Below are 16,616 nucleotides of genomic sequence, written 5' to 3'. Positions count from 1 at the left end.
TCAGTCGGCCTCGGGACGCGTCTCGAGCATCTGTTCCAGACCCTGGCGATAGGCCCGCCGCGCTTCCTCGTCCAGGTCGATCTCCTCGAACAGCCGCCCCAGCTCCAGCAGGGCCTCCGGACGGCTGGCGCCGCGCAGGCTGCTCTCGAAGTAGCTGCGGGCGCGGCCCCAGAGGCGATTGCGCAAGCACAACCGACCCGCGACCAGAAGCAGCTCCGGCTGGTCGCCGTAGCGCTTGAGCCAATCCTCGACGGTGGCGAGCTGGGCCGTACGGTCCTCGCACACGAGTTCGCCGAACGCCAGCGCCAACTCCGGGTCCCAGTCGCGCTTGAGGACCTCGCGCACCTGATCGGCCGCCCGGTCCTGCGCGCCCGCGGCCGCGAGCCGGCGCACGTAGGCCAGCAACACCCGCCGGTCCCGGCGGATGGGCTTGGGCACCTGGCGCCAGAGCGCGGTCGCGGCGTCGGCATCCCCGGCGTCGCCGGCCAGGGCGTCGATCCAGGCGGCCCGGGCCAGTTCGCGCCAACGCTCCTCGGCCATCACCCCCGCCCGGCGCAGGGGTTCCAGGATCTCGCGCAACTGGGCCCAGTCGCCGAGCCGTTCGCACAGTTCGGCCAACAAGGCCAGGACATGGCCGTGCTCGGCGTCGATCTCGCGCAGACGGGTCAGGCTCGCCAGGGCCTCGGCATCCTGATGCCGGCCCATCTGCAGCTCGGCCTGGGTCAGCAGCACCGCCAGCTCGGAGGCACCGCGCCGGGCCGCCGCCTTCTCCAGGTAACGGTCACGCCGGTCCGGCGCCCGTTGCCGATCGGCGGCCCGGGCCGCGGCCAGGTAGTTCAGGGACGGCGCCTCGTGCTGCTCGGCCAGCCGCACGAGCTCGGCCTCGGCCTCGGCCCAGCGGCCCTCGTACAACCGCTGCAGGCCGCGATAGAGCGACTGCCGCGCCTTGCGCGCGCGCCGCCGGGCGCGCCAGTCGCGCAGCGTCACCGGCAACAGCACACCGGCCACCAGCAGGCGCCAGAGCACCACGCCGAGCACCAGGGCCGCGGCGAACGCGGCCAGGGCGAAGGCCAGCGAGGTCTCCAGGCGCCAGTCCCCGAAGGCGACCAGCAGATAGCCGTTGTGCTCGCGGAAGACCAGGGCCAGGCCGACGCCCAGCAGCAGTGCGATCGCGATCAGCAGGAGAAAGCGGCGCATCTAGCTCTCGCCGTCGGTCGCGTCCGTCGTGTCCGGGGCGCCGTCGCCGCCGGCGGACGGCGAAACATCGCGACGCCGCATGAGATCCCGCAAGGCCGTGAGGCTGTCGCTGATGTCGGGCGCCTCCCAGGCCAGCTCGACCTTGCGCATGCCGTTGAGGCTCTCCAGGGCGGACGCCACCCGCGGCGAATCGGTATCGAAGTAGGTCCGCAGCCACTCGCGGGCCGTGCCCACGGCATTCCGGAAGCTGGGAGTGTCCCGGCGCAGCAGCGCCAGCCGCGCGCTCTCCAGCTTGAGGAGCAGGTTCTGGTACAGGAAGTATTCCTGCTCGGGCGGCATCAGGGGCTGGTGCGCCTCCTCCGTGCGGCGGATGGTCAGCATGCCCCGCAGGGCACCGGAGACCGTGTCCAGGAAATGCCGCCAGGGCCGCTCGCGGAAGCCGGACGCGCCGTCATCCGCGCCGCCGTTGCCGGCGTAATCGCCCGGCACGTCCGAGGCCAGCGGCAGGTCGGGCACCCGTTCGATCAGTTCCGCCAGGTTCAGGGCCAGGCCCTCGATGTCGGCGTCCGGCAACGCTTCCAGCGCGGCGATCTCGTCCACCACCCGTTCGCGCACCTCGAACAGGCGCGGATCGTCGAGCGCGCCCAGGCGCCGATTGGCCAGGAGCAGCGCCTCGCGCGCGCCGCGCGGATCGCGGTATAGCTGCAGCCGCTCGTTGGCGGCCAACAACAGGCTCTCGATCTCCAGGAGCCGCCAGTGGCGGCGGCCGCCCTCGACCAGCTCGGACAGCTTGCTGATCTGCAGTCGGGTGTCGTCGACGCGCCCGCGCAGTCCGGCCAGGGCCTCGGCCCGGGCGCCGCCGCGCGCGTCGAGCTGCGCGACCTGTTCCTCCATGGCCTTCAGCCGCGGCAGCACCAAGTCTTGCAGGCCGGCCTCCAGGCTGCGCTCCACCGTGGCCAGGCGCTCGCCCTGGGCCGCCAGCCGGCGTTCGCCCTGATACCACAGCCAACCGGCGGCGACCGCGGCCGCCGCGGCGAGCAGCAGTGCCAGCACGGCGAGCGCAAGCGCGCCGCGGCCCGCGCCGGCGGTCCGCCGGCCGGATGCGTCGCCGGCCGCGTCGTCGCCGGGGGCAGCTTCTTGTCTTTCGGAATCGGTCATCGCCGGCTCATTCTGATGCGATCTCCCCCGGGCCCGCCCGATCGTCTTGCGCGAGCGCGGCCACCACGGCATCGGCGCGCATGGCGGCGGTGCGCGGTCGCGGGTGCGCAAAGCCCAGATCGTGCGCTTGTTTTAACACACGCGCGCTCGGCACCACCAGTTGCCGGCCGAACAGCCGCGGCCGCAGGGCGGCGGGCGTGATCGCCGCCAGGTGGGTCAGGGCCTCGCCGCTGGTGACCACGATGGCGTCGGCCTCGTGCAGCAGGGCCGCGAGCCGGTCGCGGGGGATGGCCACGCGCTCGCGGCGGTAGACGGCGGCGCGGACCACCTCGGCGCCGCGTTCGGCCAGGACGGCGTCCAGCCGGCGGCGGCCGCCCTCGCCGGCCACGATCGCCACCCGCCTGCCGGCGACGTCGGTGAGCGCGTCGAGCGCGAGCAGTCCCTCGCTGCTGTAGTCGCTCTCGGGCGCCAGCACGCGCCCGCCGAGGCGTTCGCGCAGGGCGGCGGCGGTGCCGGCGCCGACCGCCGCCGCCGAGCCGCGCGGGCGCCAGCCGGGGGACAACTCCCAGGTCCCGGTCACGGCGTTGGCGCTGGTGAAGACGACCACGTCGGCATCCGCGGCGGCCGCCAGCCCGCGGCGCGCCGCCGCCGCATCGGCCGGCGGCACGATCGCGAGCAGGGGCTGGCGCAGGGCATGGCCGCCGGCGGCCTCGATCGCGCCGGCCAGGCCCTCGGCCTGGTGGGCCGGGCGGGTCACCCAGACGCGCAGTCCGGCGAGCCGTGTCACAGCGCGGCGAGTATCCGGTCGGCGCCGGCCGCCAGCAGACGCTCGGCGAGCTCGATGCCCATCCGCTCGCCCTCCGCGGCCGGCCCGCGCATCTCGTCCGCGACCAGACGGCTGCCGTCGGGGGCGCCCACGCAGGCCCGCAGGCGCAGTCCGTCGCCGTCCTCCAGCTCGGCGAACGCGGCGATCGGCAGATGACAACTGCCCGCGAGGCGGGCGTTGACCGCACGCTCGGCGGCCACCCGCCGGTGCGTCGCCGGATCGTCCAGCGCCGCGATCAGCGAGGCGGTGGCGTGATCGTCGCTCAGGATCTCGATGCCCAGCACGCCCTGCCCGATCGCCGGCAGGCACTGTTCGGCCGGGATCTCCCGGCGGATGCGGTCGGCGAGCCCCAGGCGCTCCAGGCCGGCGCAGGCGAGCACGATGGCGTCGTAGTCGCCGGCGTCGAGCTTGCCCAGGCGGGTGCCGACATTGCCCCGCAGGCTGAGCACCGACAAATCCGGCCGCAGGTGCTTGAGCTGCGCGGCGCGGCGCAGGCTGGAGGTGCCCAGGCGGGCACCCTTCGGCAGATCGTCCACCGAGTCCCAGCGGTTACTGACGAAGGCGTCGTAGGGACTGGCGGGGGCCAGCACGGCGGGCAGGCTCATGCCGTCGGGCAACTCCGCGGGCACGTCCTTCATGGAGTGCACGGCCAGCTCGGCCTCGCCGCGCTGCATCGCGGCCTCCAGCTCCTTGAGGAACAGCCCCTTGCCGCCGATCGCGGCCAGCGGCCGATCGGTGATCCGGTCGCCCTTGGTGGACACCGGCAGCAGGGACACCTCCAGGCCGGGATGCAGGGCCTGCAGACGGGCCTGGACATAGCGGGCCTGCCAGAGAGCGAGCTCGCTGCCGCGGGTGGCGATGCGCAGGCGCCGCACGCTCATGCCCCGTCCCCCGCCAGCAGCCGCCGGACCTCGCCCATGCGGCGCCGGCTCACCGGCACGCGGGCCTCGGCGTGACGCAGGGTCAATCGCCCGCCGCCGGCGCCGGTGCGCTCCAGGCCGCGCACGAACCGCTTGGCGACGAGCGCCTTGCGGTGGACCCGCAGGAAATCGTCGCCCAGCTCCGCCTCCAGCGTGCGCAGGGAATCCTCGATCAGGACCTCGCCCCGCACGTGGTGCACCGTCGTGTACTTGTCCTCGGCCTGGAAAAAGACCACCTCGTCCAAGGGAATACGCACCTCGCCCTCCCGTGTGTGCGCGTGAATGTAGCGGGCGCCGTCCGCCTCGCCGGCGCGCTCGGCCATGGCCCGGAGCTGCGCCCGGCTGGGCCGCCCCGCGCGCGCCAGCGCCGTCGCCAGCGCCCGCCGGCCCACCGGCTTCAGCAGATAGCCCACCGCGGCCGCCTCGAAAGCCGACAGCGCGTGCTCGTTGTAGGCGGTGACGAAGATCACCGCCGGCGGCACCGGGGTCTCCGCCAGCCGCCGGGCGACCTCGAGCCCGTCCATGCCCGGCATGTGGATATCCAGCAGCACGGTGTCCGGCCGCGTTTCCCCCGCCCGGGCGAGGGCGGTTTCGCCGTCGCCGGCCTCCGCGGCGACCTCGCAGTCCTCGCACTCCGAGACCAGCCGCCGCAGGCGCTCGCGCGCCAGCGGTTCGTCGTCCACGATCAGCACCTTCATCGGTTCCCCTCCGAAGGCCGGGGCAGCCGCATCGACACCTCGAAGCGGCCGGGGGCCGCCTGCCGCCATAGCCGCGCCGCCGCCCCATAGCGTAACGCCAACCGCTGTTGGATGTTGTCCAGGGCCAACCGCCGGCCGCTCTCGCCGGACGGCTCGGCGGGCATGGGATTGACCACCGTCAGAGTCAGGCACCCGTCGGCGACCGCGGCCTGGACATAGACCCGGCCGCCTTCCGGCAACCGCGCCACGCCGTGGGCGATGGCGTTCTCCACCAACGGCTGCAGGCACAGCGGCGGCACCGGCCAGGAACCGGCTTCCGGCGCGATATCCCACTCGATGCGCAGCCGGTCGCCCAGGCGCAGCGCCTCGATGTCGGTGTAGGCGCGGGTCAGCTCCAGCTCCTCCGAGAGCGGCACCAGGCGCGCGTCGCCGTCGGCCAGCGCCGCGCGCAGCAGCGCCGACAGGTCCTCCAGCGCCTGCTCGGCGACCTGCGGTCGGGTGGCCACCAGCTCGACGATGCCGTTGAGGGCGTTGAACAGGAAATGCGGGCGGATGCGGGCCTGCAGGGCCTGGTAGCGGGCCGAGAGCTCGGCCGCGGCCTGGCGCCGCCACTGGTCGCGCAGCCAGAAATAGCGCAGCCCCAGGGCCGCCACGATCGCGCCGACCCCCAGGTTGCGCGCCAGGAAACCGGCATGATCCACGTCCGCCACCAGCGGGGCGATGCCGGTATAGCGGCCCGCGCTGTAGGTCACCTCGGCGAGTGCGGTCACCACCAGCAGCAGGGCGGCGTAGCTCACGGCCGCGATCCGCCAGGTCGCCGCGGCGCCGAGATGACGCCGGATGGCGCACAGCACACCCGCGCTGCAGATGCCCACCCATTGGATGTAGATCGACAACAGGAACAGGTCGCGCCAGAAGCTCTCGGCCCCGCCGAGACCGGCCAGGGCCAGGATCACCGCGACCAGCTCGGCGATCACCAGTAGCGGCAGCAGCCCCTCGGCGCTGCAGCAGTCGGGCAGGAAGGTGTCTCGATCGGATGTCATGCCATGCCTCCGGTCCGTATCAGAGCCCGACAGCCGCCGTCGGCGCAAGGCGGGACGCGCCCGGCGGCCGGCCGCGTTGCTATACTTGCCGCCCAATTTTCCGGGCGATCCGAGTCGATGAGCAGCGATCAGGGCGGCAACCAGACCTGGGGCGGACGCTTTTCCGAGGCCCCGGACGCGCTCGTGCAGGCGTTCACCGCCTCGGTCGCGTTCGACCGGCGGCTGTTCCTGCACGATATCCGGGGCTCCATCGCGCACGCGCGCATGCTCGCACGCGTGGGCGTTCTGACCGAGCGCGAGCGCGACAAGATCGTGGAGGGCCTGGAGCAGATCCTGGTCGAGATCGAGCGCGGCGAGTTCGCGTGGCTGGACGAGCTCGAAGACGTCCACATGAACATCGAGGCCCGGCTCACCGACCGCATCGGCGATGTCGGCAAGAAGCTGCACACGGGCCGCTCCCGCAACGACCAGGTGGCCACCGACCTGCGGCTGCTGCTGCGCGACGAGATCGACGGCCTACTGGGCGAGCTCGCGCGGCTGCGCGCCGGCCTGATCGAAGTCGCCGAGCGCGAGGCCGACACCATCATGCCGGGCTTCACCCACATGCAGGTGGCGCAGCCGGTGACCGTGGGCCACCACCTGCTGGCCTGGCAGGCCATGCTGGAACGCGATGCCGGCCGCCTGGCCGACTGCCGCAAGCGGGTGAACGTGCTGCCGCTGGGCGCCGCCGCCCTGGCCGGCACCACCTTCCCCATCGACCGCGAGTCGGTCGCCGCGGAGCTCGGTTTCGACGGCGTCGCCGAGAATTCGCTGGACGCGGTCTCGGACCGGGACTTCGTGATCGAATTCCTGTCGGCCGCCGCGCTGATCATGACCCACCTGTCGCGGGTGTCGGAGGAACTGATCCTCTGGCTGTCCCCGGCCTTCGGCTTCGTCGACCTGCCGGACCGCTACTGCACCGGCTCCTCGATCATGCCGCAGAAGAAGAACCCGGACGTGCCCGAACTGGTGCGCGGCAAGACCGCGCGCGTCACCGGCCATCTGATGAGCCTGCTGACGCTGATGAAGGGTCAACCCCTGGCCTACAACCGCGACAACCAGGAGGACAAGGAGCCGCTGTTCGACACCCTGGACACCGTGCGCCACTGTCTCGGCCTGTACGCCGACATGGTGCCGCACCTGGGCTTCGACGCCGCGGCCTGCCGGCGTGCCGCGCGGCGCGGCTTCGCCACCGCCACCGACCTGGCCGACTACCTGGTGCGCAACGGCGTCGCCTTCCGTGACGCCCACGAGATCGTGGGCAAGGCCGTGCGCCACGCCATCGACGCCGGCTGCGACCTTGCCGAGCTGTCGCTGGAGGATTTGCAGCGCTTCTCCAAGGCGATCGGCCCCGACGTCTTCGACGTGCTCACGCTGGAGGGCTCCGTGGCCGCGCGCAACCACATCGGCGGTACCGCGCCCGAGCAGGTCCGCATCGCGGCGAAGCGGGCGCGGCAGCGGCTGGAGGCCGACGCCCCGGCGACCTGATACCGCGGATACCGGCCCGGCGACGGCGCGCGGCCCCCTTTTCTATCCGTGACAGCGGCGTAATATTGCTCCCGTGGCCTCGCAACAGGAGCCGTCATGCGACGTCGGATCTATTTCCTGGTACCCGAGCTGGCAACCGCCAAGGCCATCGTCGACGAGTTGTTGCTCGCGCGCATCGAAGCCCGTCACATGCACCTGGTGGCCCGCGAAGGCACGCCCATGGCGGACCTGCCCGAGGCGGACCTGCGCCAGAAGACCGACCTGATCGAGTCCGCCGAACGCGGTCTGGCGGTGGGCGGCGCCACCGGCGTCGTCGCCGGCCTGGTGGCGGTCACCTTCCCGCCGGCCGGCGTGGTCCTGGGCGGCGGCCTGGTGGCCGCGACCACCCTCGCCGGGGCGGGCTTCGGCGCCTGGGCGTCGAGCATGATCGGCATCCGTCTGCCCAACCGCGAGATCCGCCAGTACGAGCAGGCGATCGCCGACGGCCAGATCCTGATGATGATCGACGTGCCCAAGGATCGCGTCGAGGAGATCGAGGCGCTGATCAAGGACCACCACCCGGAGGTCGAGATCGGCGGCACCGAACCACACAAGCCGGCTTTCCCTTGATTTAAATCCAACCACAGAGGCACAGAGTCACAGAGCTGAAAAACCGGCAAGAAAGGACACTTTACTTTCGTTTCTCTGTGCCTCTGTGTCTCTGTGGTTAATCGAACAACATGCGCTTGAGGCGGTAGAGGGCGGAGATGTCTTCGTCGCCGTGGCCCTCGGCCATGAGGCGTTCGTAGTCGGCGCGGGTGCGGTCGGCCAGGGGCAGGCTGCCGCCGTTGTTGTCGGCCATGTGCCGGCAGATCTCCAGGTCCTTGTGGTGCAGGGCGAGCTTGAAGCCGAAGCCGGTGTACTCGCCGCGCACCATGGTCGGACCGCGGTGGTTCACGAACCAGTTGCCGGCGGCGCCCGAGCCGACCACCTCGATCACCCGCTCCAGCGGCAGCTCCAGGGCCTCGGCGAAGGCCAGGGCCTCGCCCACGGCCTGGTTGATGCCGGCGGCCATCACCTGGTTCACCGCCTTGGTGGCCTGGCCGCTGCCGACCGGCCCCATGTGCACCACGCGGCCACCCATGGCGTCGAGCGCCGGCCGGGCCTTGGCGAAGGCCGACTCGTCACCGCCCACCATCATCGACAGGGTGCCGGCCGCCGCGCCCTCCGTGCCCCCGGACACCGGCGCGTCCAGGAAGGCGCCGCCGGCCGCCGCCACTTTGTCCGCCGCTTGGCGGGCCGTGTCGCTGGCGACGGTGGAGCAGTCGACCACCACGGCATCGCGGCGCAGGCCCGGCAGCAGGGCCTCGACCACGGCCAGCACGTCGACGTCCGCGGACACGCAGGTGACCAGCAGGTCGCACTCCCGCGCCAGGGCGGCGGGATCGTCCGCGACCGTGACGCCGTGCTCGTCGGCGAAGCGCGCGGCGGTATCGCGCCCGCGGTTCCAGACCGCCGCCAACAGGCCCGCCCGTCGCAGGTTGGCCGCCATCGGGTAGCCCATCGCCCCCAGCCCCAGGAATCCCGCTCGCATGCTCGTCCTCCGTCGTCGGATACCGTCGCGTTCCCGCCCGCGATGGTAAGGTCTCGTGGATAAAGGGCAAGTTCAGGAGGGGACCACCGAATGCCGCGCCTGCCCGCGATCCGACGCCGATACCGCATCGCCGCGGCGGTTGCCGCCGCGATCCTGCTGTTCCTGTGGCTGCTGCCGATCGGCCTGCGCCTGGGCGCCGAGCACTGGCTGGAATCGCGCGGCTACACGGCCGCCATCGACAACGTCGACCTCAACCTGTTCACCGGCCGACTGGCAATCGACGGCGCCCGGGCCGAGGACACGGCGGGCGACGGCTTCCACATCGGCCATGCCGCGGTGGACCTGCATTACCTGCCGCTGTTCGACCGCCAGTTGCACCTCGCCGGTCTTACCCTGCACGACGCCGCCCTCGACCTGCGCCGCGACGACGGCCTGCGCGTGGCCGGCTTCGATCCCGCTGCCGGCGAAACGCCCCCCGAGGATACCCCGGCGCCCGCCGAGCCTTGGGGATTCGGCCTGGACAGCGCCGACGTCGACGGCCTCACGCTGCGCTACCACGAGCCCGGTTTCAGCCGCGAGATCACCCTGGCCACCTCCACCGCCTCCGACGTGGCCACCTGGACGCCGGGCAACCCGTTCCCGCTGGACGCGAACCTGCGCCTGGGCGACGCGCGCGTCGCCGTCGAGGGCCGGCTGCGTCCCTTCGGCGACCGTGTCGCCGGCGAGCTGTCCCTGCGCGTGGAGAAACTGACCCTGCAGGCCTTCGCGCCCTTCGTGGAGGGACGCGGCGGCGTCGAGCGGCTCGCCGGCACCTTCGGCGCGGACCTGGACATCGCCGTCGACTATGCCGGCGATACGGGGCTCGACCTGGACGTCACCGGGCAGGCCGGTCTCGCGGACGGCGAGATCGAGCTCGTCGAGATCGCCACGATCGCGGCCGGCATCGACTGGCAGGGCGAGATCGAGGCGCGCCTGCTGCGCCCGGACGGCGGCGACCGCGTCGACACCGACGGCCGTCTGAGCCTGTCGAACGCCAGCGCGGGCCTGGCGACCGCGCCCTACGATATCGCCGCGCGCGAGCTCGCCTGGGAAGGCCGCGCCGGCCTGCTGCCCGGCGCGGATGCCGTGCCGGCCGACGCCGAACCGCCGGTGCGCGTCGCCGGCACCCTCGGCGGCAGGGATCTGCGCGTCGACGACCGCAACCTCGGCCGGCGCCTGCTGCGGGCGGCGGACCTGACCGTCGAGGGCATCGACCTCGCCGGTCCGGCGGATCTCGCGATCGCCCGGGTCGCGGCCGCGGACGTCCAGGCCCTGGCCCGCGCGGCGGATGCGCCGTCCCGCGACGACTACCCGCGCACCCTGGACCTCGCCGGCCTGGAGGCGACCGGCCTGGCCCTGACCGGCGGCGATCGCCTGACGATCGAGCGGCTGGCCCTGGACACGCCGCGCGGCATCGTGGTGCGCGACCCCCAGGGCGGTATCGAGCTCACCGAGTGGTTCCCGCCCGGCGGCGACGAGACCGCCGACGATGAAGAGGGCGGCCTGCGCGTGGCCGTGGCCGAGATCGCTATTGGCGGCGACGGACAGTTGCGCTTCGAGGACCGCGGTGTCGAACCGAGCGCGGTACTGGACTTCAACAAGCCGGAACTGACCCTGCGCGACCTGGATACCGGCGCGCCGGCGCAGGCCAGCCCGCTGACATTCGCCACCGGTGTGGGCCGCTACGGCCGGATCGAGATCGACGGCGACATCCGGCCGCTCGCCGACCCCCTGTCGCTGGACCTGACAGGCCGGGTGCGAGCACTCAACCTGACCCCGGCTTCGGGCTACATCCGGCAGGCGCTGGAGCGCCGCATCGAGCAGGGCATCCTGGACGCAGAGCTGGACCTGGCGGTGGACGCCGGCGCCATCGACGGCCTGGCCGAACTGAACCTGCGCAAGTTCCGGCTCGGCGGGGTGGTCGGCGACAGCGGCACGGTCGAGCGCAGCCTGGGCCTGCCGCTGGACCGCGCCCTGTCCCTGCTGCGCGACGAGGATGGCAGCATCGGCATCGACCTGCCACTGGGCGGCGACCTGGAAAACCCGCAGTTCTCCCTCAACAGCGTGGTCCGGCAGGCGGTGCTGGAGGGGGTGCAGGTCGCGATCCTCAGCTACTACTCGCCGCTGGGCGTGATCAAGGTGGCGGACACCCTGGTGGATCTGGCGACCGCGCTGCGCTTCGAACCGGTGCCCTTCGAGCCCGGCAGCGCCGAGCTCGGCGGCGACGCCCGTGCGTATCTCGACCGCATGGCCGGGCTGCTGGAGGAGCGCCCCCAGGCCCGCTTCGTGGTCTGCGGCCGGGCCGTGCCCGCGGACCGCGAAGCCCTCGCACCGGACGACGAGGAGGACAAGACCGCCGCGGCCGAGGATCTCCGCGAGCGCCTGCTGGCGCTGGCCGGGCAACGCACCTACGCGGTCACCGGCTACCTGGTCGACGCCGGCATCGACGGCCAGCGGCTGGTGCCCTGCAATCCGAGCGTGGACGACACCGAGGGCGCGGCGCCGCGCGCCACGATCTCGCTCTGATTCGCGGCACCGGCCTCAGGGCATGGGGTTGGTGGGCGGCCGTTCCTCCAGGATGTCGTGCATGCGCGCCTCCACCGCGCCCTTGATGCGGGGATGCGTGAGGATATAGAAGCGGTCGTCCTTGACCGCGGCCACGGTCGTCTCCGCCACCTCGGCGGCGGATATCCGGCCCGAGCGCACCGCCTTGCGCACGCGCGCCTCGTATTCGGCGGCCTGCGGATTGGTCTCGCCCAACTCCGGCGGCCGGTTGCGGTCCGACTCGGCGATGCCGGTGTTGACGTACGCGGGGCACAGCAGCGACACGCCGATCTCCGCGCCGGCGGCGCGCAGGTCGTGGTAGAGGCACTCGGAGAGGGTCACCACGCTGTGCTTGGTCACGCAGTAGACGCTGGAGCCGGGCACCGACAGCAGACCGGCCACCGAGGCGGTGTTGACCACATGCGCCGGCCCGCCGCGGTCCAGCATGCGCGGCACGAAGCTGCGGATGCCGTGGACCACGCCCATGACGTTGACGTCCAGCATCCATTTCCAGTCGTCCAGGGTCGCCGTCCAGGCCGGGCCGGCCACCGCCACGCCGGCGTTGTTGAACAGCAGGTGGGTACCGCCGAACCGCTCATCGGCAATGTCGGCGAGACGCTCGACCTCCTCGGCCCGGGCGACGTTGCAGGTCACACACTCGGCCTCGGCGCCGTCCAGGCGCTCGACGGTGCCGTCCAGGCCGTCGCTATCGACGTCCGCCAGCACCAGCCGCATGCCCTCGCCCGCGCAGACCGCCGCCAGCTCGCGGCCGAAGCCGCTGCCGGCGCCGGTGATCACCGCGGTCTTGCCGCTGAGTTCCCGCATGCTTCTCCTCCGGTGATTGGTGATCCGCGGATTAACGCCGATTGACGCCAATGCATCCACAGATTACACCGATGACACGGATTTCCTGAAAACGGTCTTCAATCTGTGTATATCTGCGTAATCAGTGGACTATTAGCTTTCTAGGCCAGGCGAATCGGGCGCCCCGGCGCTTCGCGGTCAGCCTGGACGATGACCGACGGGTTCCGGGCCTTTTCTTATCCGCAGATGCACGCCGATTGACGCTGATTTTCCGTGGGCAAGCCTTAGTGCATCCACAGATTACACCGATGACACGGATTTCCCCGAAATACTCTTTAAACAATCTGCGTTCAACCGCGTCAATCTGCGGATTATTTTCTTTCTGACTCAGACGATTCGAGCGCCGCGGCGCTTCGCGTTCAACCTCGGCGACAACCGGCGGACTCCCGGTTTTTGTTTATCCGCAGATGAACGCCGATTGACGCCGATTTGCCGTAGAGCCTCTCGTGTATCCACAGATTGCACGGGTTACACTGAATTTACTGAAAACAGTCTCTAATCTGCGTCCATCTGCGGATTATTTTCATTCTTGATGAATCAATTACCGAATGACTCTTCAATCAGTGTATATCTGTGTAATCCGTGGATTGCTTCCCCTTCAATCCAGAAGATACGTGTAGCCGGACAAGCCGTCCTCGAGCAGGGTCAGGCAGTCTTCGCGGGCGGCGGTGTCGAGGTCGGACGCGGCCAGCTTGTCGCGGTAGGCGGCGCGCAGGGATGCCGGCTCGAAGTGGACGTAGCGCAGCAGCTCGTCGGCGCCGTCGCCGCGCTCGGGCTCGGTCAGGCGCCAGCCGCCGTCATCGGTCTCCACGTTCACCGCGTCCGTGTCCCCGAACATGTTGTGCATGTCGCCCAGGTTCTCCTGGTAAGCCCCCACCATGAAGATGCCCAGGCGGTAGGGCTCGTCCGGGCGCAGGGCATGCAGGGGCAACGTGGTGTCCAGGCCGTCGGCGTCCACATAGCGGTCGATGCGGCCGTCGGAGTCGCAGGTCAGGTCGCACAGGCGCACGCGGCGGTCCGGGCGTTCGTCCAGCCGCGCCAGGGGCAGGATGGGGAAGATCTGGTCCAGGGCCCAGACGTCGGGGATGGACTGGAACACCGAGAAGTTGCAGAAGTACTTGTCCGCCAGCTTCTCGCGCAGCGCGTCCAGGGCCGCCCGCTGCTCGGCGTCCGCCGGGTCGAGCCGTGCCGCCAGCGCGCGCAGGGCGCCGTAGCATTCGCCTTCCACCGCCGCCCGCGCCGCCAGGTCCAGCTCGCCATGCACGAACCCGGCCTGGGCCTCGTCCAGCCGGTGCTGCACCGCCCGCAGGGCGGTCAGCGGCGGCTCGTCGCCGGGCACCGGCGCGCTGCCGCCGTCCAGCGACTCGCTGTCGATCACCTCGGTCAGCAGCACGGCGTGGTGGGCGGTCAGGGCGCGTCCCGATTCGCTGATCACGTGGGGGTGCGGCAGGTCATGGGCACGACAGGTCTCGGCCAGGGCCGCCACCACCAGGTCGGCATAGTCCGGCACGCCGTAATTCATCGAGCAATAGCTGACGTCGCCGCGGCCTTCGTAGTCCACGGCCAGGCCGCCGCCGACATCGACGCAGTCCACCGGCGCGCCCAGGCCGCGCAGGCCGCGGTACAGGCTCGCGGTCTCGGTCATGGCGCGGCCCAGGGCGGTGCGGTCGGCGACCTGCGAGCCCACGTGCACGTGCAGCATGCGCAGGCTGTCCAGATAGCCGGCGTCGCGCAGGCGCCGGACCGCTGCCACGGCCTGGCCGGCCGTGAGGCCGAACTTGGACTTGTCACCGCCGGTGTTCTGCCAGTGGCCGGCGGCCACGCCCGCCAGGCGCACGCGCAGGCCGATGCGCGGGCGCAGGCCCAGCTCGTCGGCGAGCGCCAGGATGTCGTCCAGTTCGGAGGGTTTCTCCACCACCAGATAGACCGGGTGGCCGAGCTGCTGCCCGGCCAACGCCAGGCGCACGAAGGCGCGGTCCTTGTAGCCGTTGCAGACGACGGTGCAGCCGGGCGGCGCCAACGCCAGCACTGCCATCAGCTCCGGCTTGCTGCCGGCCTCCAGGCCGACACGACCGTCGCCGGCGCGCACGATGTGCTCCACGACCGTGCGCTGCTGGTTGACCTTGACCGGATAGACCGCCGTGTAGCCGCCCGCGTAGCCGTGGCGGGCGCGGGCCTCGTCGAAGGCCGCGCACAGGCCCCGCACGCGGTCGCCGAGGATGTCCGTGAACCGCACCAACACCGGCAGGCGCAGACCGGCCGCGGCGACCGCGTCCGCCACCTCGGGCAGTGGGATGGCCGACCCGCCCCGCCGCGGCCGCGCCACCGCCCGGCCGGTGTCGTCGATGTCGTAGTAGCCCTCGCTCCAGGCGCCGACGCGGTAGAGCGCGCGCGCCGCAGCGGGCGACCAGTCGTCGTCGCGGGTTGGGTCTGAGGTCATGGCCGCCCTTATACTCCGGGGTCCGATTCACGTTTCGCAACCAATTCGCCACAGGGCGGCCGTGCCGGGCCGCGGGACCGTCGGCGGCCAGGACGGCCGCCGTCGAGCCTACAGGGACGTATTCACGGCGTGTCCCGCGGGCCGGCGCGGCCGCCCTCCCCGGCGCCGAACACGAGGCCAGCATGATACGGGATGACAAGTGGTTCACCGAAGAGGCGGAGGAGATCGGCACCGCCTTCTCGCTGCGTATCCACGACAAGCTGCACGAGGAACGCAGCGACTTCCAGACCATCGCGGTCTACGACACCACGCATTACGGGCGGCTGATGACCATCGACGGCTACATCATGCTGTCCAGCCGCGACAACTTCGTCTACCACGAGATGATGACCCACCCGGCCATCCTGGCCCACGGCGCGGTCCGCGACGTGGCCATCATCGGCGGCGGCGACTGCGGCAGCCTGCGCGAGGTGCTCAAGCATCCCGGCGTGACCGCGGCCACCCAGATCGACATCGACGAACGGGTCACCCGCGTCGCGGAACAATATTTTCCGGAGTTGTGCGAGCGTAACGACGACCCCCGCGCGACCCTGGCCTTCGCCGACGGCATCGCCTGGATGCGCGAACGCGCGCCGGAAAGCCTGGACCTGATCGTGGTCGACAGCACCGATCCCATCGGTCCGGCCGAGGGGCTGTTCAACGAGGCCTTCTACCGCGACTGCCGGCGCGCCCTGCGGCCCGGCGGCATCCTGGTGCAGCAGAGCGAGTCGCCCCTGGCCCATACGCAGCTCATCTGCGCCATGCACGCCGCCATGACGGCGGCCGGCTTCGCCCGGACCCACGTGCTGTCCTTTCCCCTGCCCGTCTACCCCACCGGCTGGTGGTCCGCCACCCTGGCCCGAGTCGACGACACGCCCCTGATCGAGCCGGAGGATGAGGATATCGGCGACCTCGCCACCGACTACTACACCGCGGCCATCCACCGCGGCGCCCTCGCCCAGCCGGCCTTCCTGCGGCGGGAGCTGGCGGAGAAGCTGCCTGCCGATTGACGCGCCCCGGCCGCGCGGGAATCAGCGAGGCTTGAGCCGGACCAGGAATCCGGACGGACCCTCCACGCGGGCATACGCCGGCGGCGCGGCGATCAGGGCACGGTCCCCGGTCACCAGCAGGCCGTTCTCGATGGCCGCCAGAAGCCGCCACAGGTGATCGTCGCCGCGATCCGGCGCCGGCGGCGCCGCCACGGGCTCGCGGAATACGGCATAGCGGACGATCTCCGTGAGCAGGCGGTCGACGCCCTCCGCCGGCAGACCGTGGCGGGCGCATAGTTTCGGGCGCAGCAACACCCGGCGGTATTCCGCCAGCAACTGGTCCGACAGCAGGCAACGCATGTCACCAACCAACATGGCGTCGAGGATCCGGCAGACCGGGGAGTGGCGATCCGCGGAGAGCAAGCCCGCCGCGACTACATTGGTATCGACGACGGCCGGGGTCATCCGCCCCGCTCTTCCCGTACCTCCGACACGGCCAGGTCGATGGCCGCCGCCTCGTCCATACCGGCGGCGCGACGCGCGCGCTCGACCAGCTCCCGGGCCTCGTCGCCGGTCTTGATGCCGTAGGCCTCGAGGCTCTCCTCGATCAGGTGACCGATGGTCGTGTTGCGGCGGGCCGCCGTCTCCTTGAGGGCGCGCTGGCGCTCATCCGACAACGTGATGGTCAATCGTCCCATGGCGCGAAGTCCGGTCCGTATCACCGAGACACTATAACACCAAAACACTAAAGAACAGCGG

Annotated in this window: 15 protein-coding genes; 4 read left to right on the top strand and 11 right to left on the bottom strand. The window is 71.5% G+C overall.

Translation table 11 applies throughout. From position 1 onward, the window contains the following. The 6 genes from PC39_RS00315 to PC39_RS00290 are packed head-to-tail and all read right to left on the bottom strand — an operon-like array spanning position 1 to position 5,842. The gene (locus PC39_RS00315) at positions 1-1,197 is read right to left on the bottom strand and encodes a heme biosynthesis HemY N-terminal domain-containing protein (protein ID WP_353251361.1); all 1,197 of its coding nucleotides are present in this window, start codon (positions 1,195-1,197) and stop codon (positions 1-3) included. After that, positions 1,198-2,355, bottom strand: coding sequence for a uroporphyrinogen-III C-methyltransferase (locus tag PC39_RS00310; RefSeq protein WP_353251360.1), 1,158 nt, complete (start codon positions 2,353-2,355; stop codon positions 1,198-1,200). It lies immediately after the preceding gene. 7 nt (positions 2,356-2,362) lie between these two features. Then, a complete protein-coding gene (locus PC39_RS00305) occupies positions 2,363-3,142 on the bottom strand; it encodes a uroporphyrinogen-III synthase (protein ID WP_353251359.1) in 780 nt (259 codons plus the stop codon). Further along, positions 3,139-4,062: a hydroxymethylbilane synthase gene (hemC, locus tag PC39_RS00300; RefSeq protein WP_353251358.1), complete on the bottom strand. Its 924-nt coding sequence runs from the start codon at positions 4,060-4,062 to the stop codon at positions 3,139-3,141. Before hemC ends, PC39_RS00305 begins: the two co-directional genes overlap by 4 nt. Beyond that, positions 4,059-4,799 carry a LytR/AlgR family response regulator transcription factor gene (locus PC39_RS00295; protein ID WP_353251357.1) on the bottom strand — a complete coding sequence of 247 codons (741 nt, stop codon included), beginning with the start codon at positions 4,797-4,799 and terminating at the stop codon, positions 4,059-4,061. Before PC39_RS00295 ends, hemC begins: the two co-directional genes overlap by 4 nt. Further along, entirely contained in the window at positions 4,796-5,842 is a 1,047-nt protein-coding gene (locus PC39_RS00290; RefSeq protein ID WP_353251356.1) for a sensor histidine kinase, read from the bottom strand. The genes PC39_RS00295 and PC39_RS00290 overlap by 4 nt, the downstream gene beginning before the upstream one ends. A 117-nt stretch (positions 5,843-5,959) precedes the next feature. Between PC39_RS00290 and argH the strand changes: the two genes are divergently transcribed. Together argH and PC39_RS00280 are read left to right on the top strand one after the other, a co-directional pair. Continuing rightward, complete coding sequence (argH, locus tag PC39_RS00285; protein ID WP_353251355.1) at positions 5,960-7,369, top strand: argininosuccinate lyase; 1,410 nt, start codon at positions 5,960-5,962, stop codon at positions 7,367-7,369. A 96-nt stretch (positions 7,370-7,465) separates the two neighbouring features. Then, complete coding sequence (locus PC39_RS00280; RefSeq protein ID WP_353251354.1) at positions 7,466-7,978, top strand: DUF1269 domain-containing protein; 513 nt, start codon at positions 7,466-7,468, stop codon at positions 7,976-7,978. 97 nt (positions 7,979-8,075) lie between these two features. On the opposite strand, the gene PC39_RS00275 is transcribed toward PC39_RS00280, so the two are convergent. Beyond that, positions 8,076-8,942: an NAD(P)-dependent oxidoreductase gene (locus PC39_RS00275; protein WP_353251353.1), complete on the bottom strand. Its 867-nt coding sequence runs from the start codon at positions 8,940-8,942 to the stop codon at positions 8,076-8,078. Between the two features lie 90 nt (positions 8,943-9,032). Between PC39_RS00275 and PC39_RS00270 the strand changes: the two genes are divergently transcribed. Then, complete coding sequence (locus PC39_RS00270) at positions 9,033-11,507, top strand: DUF748 domain-containing protein (RefSeq protein WP_353251352.1); 2,475 nt, start codon at positions 9,033-9,035, stop codon at positions 11,505-11,507. Between the two features lie 15 nt (positions 11,508-11,522). On the opposite strand, the gene PC39_RS00265 is transcribed toward PC39_RS00270, so the two are convergent. Together PC39_RS00265 and speA are read right to left on the bottom strand one after the other, a co-directional pair. Then, positions 11,523-12,350, bottom strand: a complete 828-nt coding sequence (locus tag PC39_RS00265; protein WP_353251351.1) for an SDR family NAD(P)-dependent oxidoreductase — start codon at positions 12,348-12,350, stop codon at positions 11,523-11,525. A 637-nt stretch (positions 12,351-12,987) separates the two neighbouring features. Then, positions 12,988-14,829 (bottom strand): biosynthetic arginine decarboxylase, encoded by a 1,842-nt coding sequence (gene speA / locus PC39_RS00260; protein ID WP_353251350.1) that lies wholly within the window; start codon positions 14,827-14,829, stop codon positions 12,988-12,990. Between the two features lie 182 nt (positions 14,830-15,011). On the opposite strand from speA, the gene speE reads away from it, so the two are divergent. Next, positions 15,012-15,878, top strand: coding sequence for a polyamine aminopropyltransferase (gene speE / locus PC39_RS00255; protein WP_353251349.1), 867 nt, complete (start codon positions 15,012-15,014; stop codon positions 15,876-15,878). Positions 15,879-15,899: 21 nt separating this feature from the next. On the opposite strand, the gene PC39_RS00250 is transcribed toward speE, so the two are convergent. Next, complete coding sequence (locus tag PC39_RS00250) at positions 15,900-16,322, bottom strand: PIN domain-containing protein (protein WP_353251348.1); 423 nt, start codon at positions 16,320-16,322, stop codon at positions 15,900-15,902. Beyond that, positions 16,319-16,555: a CopG family transcriptional regulator gene (locus tag PC39_RS00245; RefSeq protein WP_353251347.1), complete on the bottom strand. Its 237-nt coding sequence runs from the start codon at positions 16,553-16,555 to the stop codon at positions 16,319-16,321. The genes PC39_RS00250 and PC39_RS00245 overlap by 4 nt, the downstream gene beginning before the upstream one ends. Positions 16,556-16,616: the final 61 nt, after the last annotated feature.

Origin of the sequence: Salinisphaera sp. PC39 (genome assembly GCF_040361335.1) — a bacterium.
Lineage (GTDB): Bacteria > Pseudomonadota > Gammaproteobacteria > Nevskiales > Salinisphaeraceae > APNM01.
Note: the sequence above shows the minus strand (reverse complement) of the source record. Positions and strands in the feature narration are given on the sequence as shown.

What these genes read in the sequence shown, in the direction of transcription:
- PC39_RS00315 (WP_353251361.1), bottom strand. Translation starts at nt 1,197, where the DNA reads ATGCGCCGCTTTCTCCTGCTGATCGCGATCGCACTGCTGCTGGGCGTC.
- speE (WP_353251349.1), top strand. Translation starts at nt 15,012, where the DNA reads ATGATACGGGATGACAAGTGGTTCACCGAAGAGGCGGAGGAGATCGGC.
- PC39_RS00295 (WP_353251357.1), bottom strand. Translation starts at nt 4,799, where the DNA reads ATGAAGGTGCTGATCGTGGACGACGAACCGCTGGCGCGCGAGCGCCTG.
- PC39_RS00290 (WP_353251356.1), bottom strand. Translation starts at nt 5,842, where the DNA reads ATGACATCCGATCGAGACACCTTCCTGCCCGACTGCTGCAGCGCCGAG.
- hemC (WP_353251358.1), bottom strand. Translation starts at nt 4,062, where the DNA reads ATGAGCGTGCGGCGCCTGCGCATCGCCACCCGCGGCAGCGAGCTCGCT.
- argH (WP_353251355.1), top strand. Translation starts at nt 5,960, where the DNA reads ATGAGCAGCGATCAGGGCGGCAACCAGACCTGGGGCGGACGCTTTTCC.
- PC39_RS00275 (WP_353251353.1), bottom strand. Translation starts at nt 8,942, where the DNA reads ATGCGAGCGGGATTCCTGGGGCTGGGGGCGATGGGCTACCCGATGGCG.
- PC39_RS00265 (WP_353251351.1), bottom strand. Translation starts at nt 12,350, where the DNA reads ATGCGGGAACTCAGCGGCAAGACCGCGGTGATCACCGGCGCCGGCAGC.
- PC39_RS00310 (WP_353251360.1), bottom strand. Translation starts at nt 2,355, where the DNA reads ATGACCGATTCCGAAAGACAAGAAGCTGCCCCCGGCGACGACGCGGCC.
- speA (WP_353251350.1), bottom strand. Translation starts at nt 14,829, where the DNA reads ATGACCTCAGACCCAACCCGCGACGACGACTGGTCGCCCGCTGCGGCG.
- PC39_RS00270 (WP_353251352.1), top strand. Translation starts at nt 9,033, where the DNA reads ATGCCGCGCCTGCCCGCGATCCGACGCCGATACCGCATCGCCGCGGCG.
- PC39_RS00280 (WP_353251354.1), top strand. Translation starts at nt 7,466, where the DNA reads ATGCGACGTCGGATCTATTTCCTGGTACCCGAGCTGGCAACCGCCAAG.
- PC39_RS00250 (WP_353251348.1), bottom strand. Translation starts at nt 16,322, where the DNA reads ATGACCCCGGCCGTCGTCGATACCAATGTAGTCGCGGCGGGCTTGCTC.
- PC39_RS00245 (WP_353251347.1), bottom strand. Translation starts at nt 16,555, where the DNA reads ATGGGACGATTGACCATCACGTTGTCGGATGAGCGCCAGCGCGCCCTC.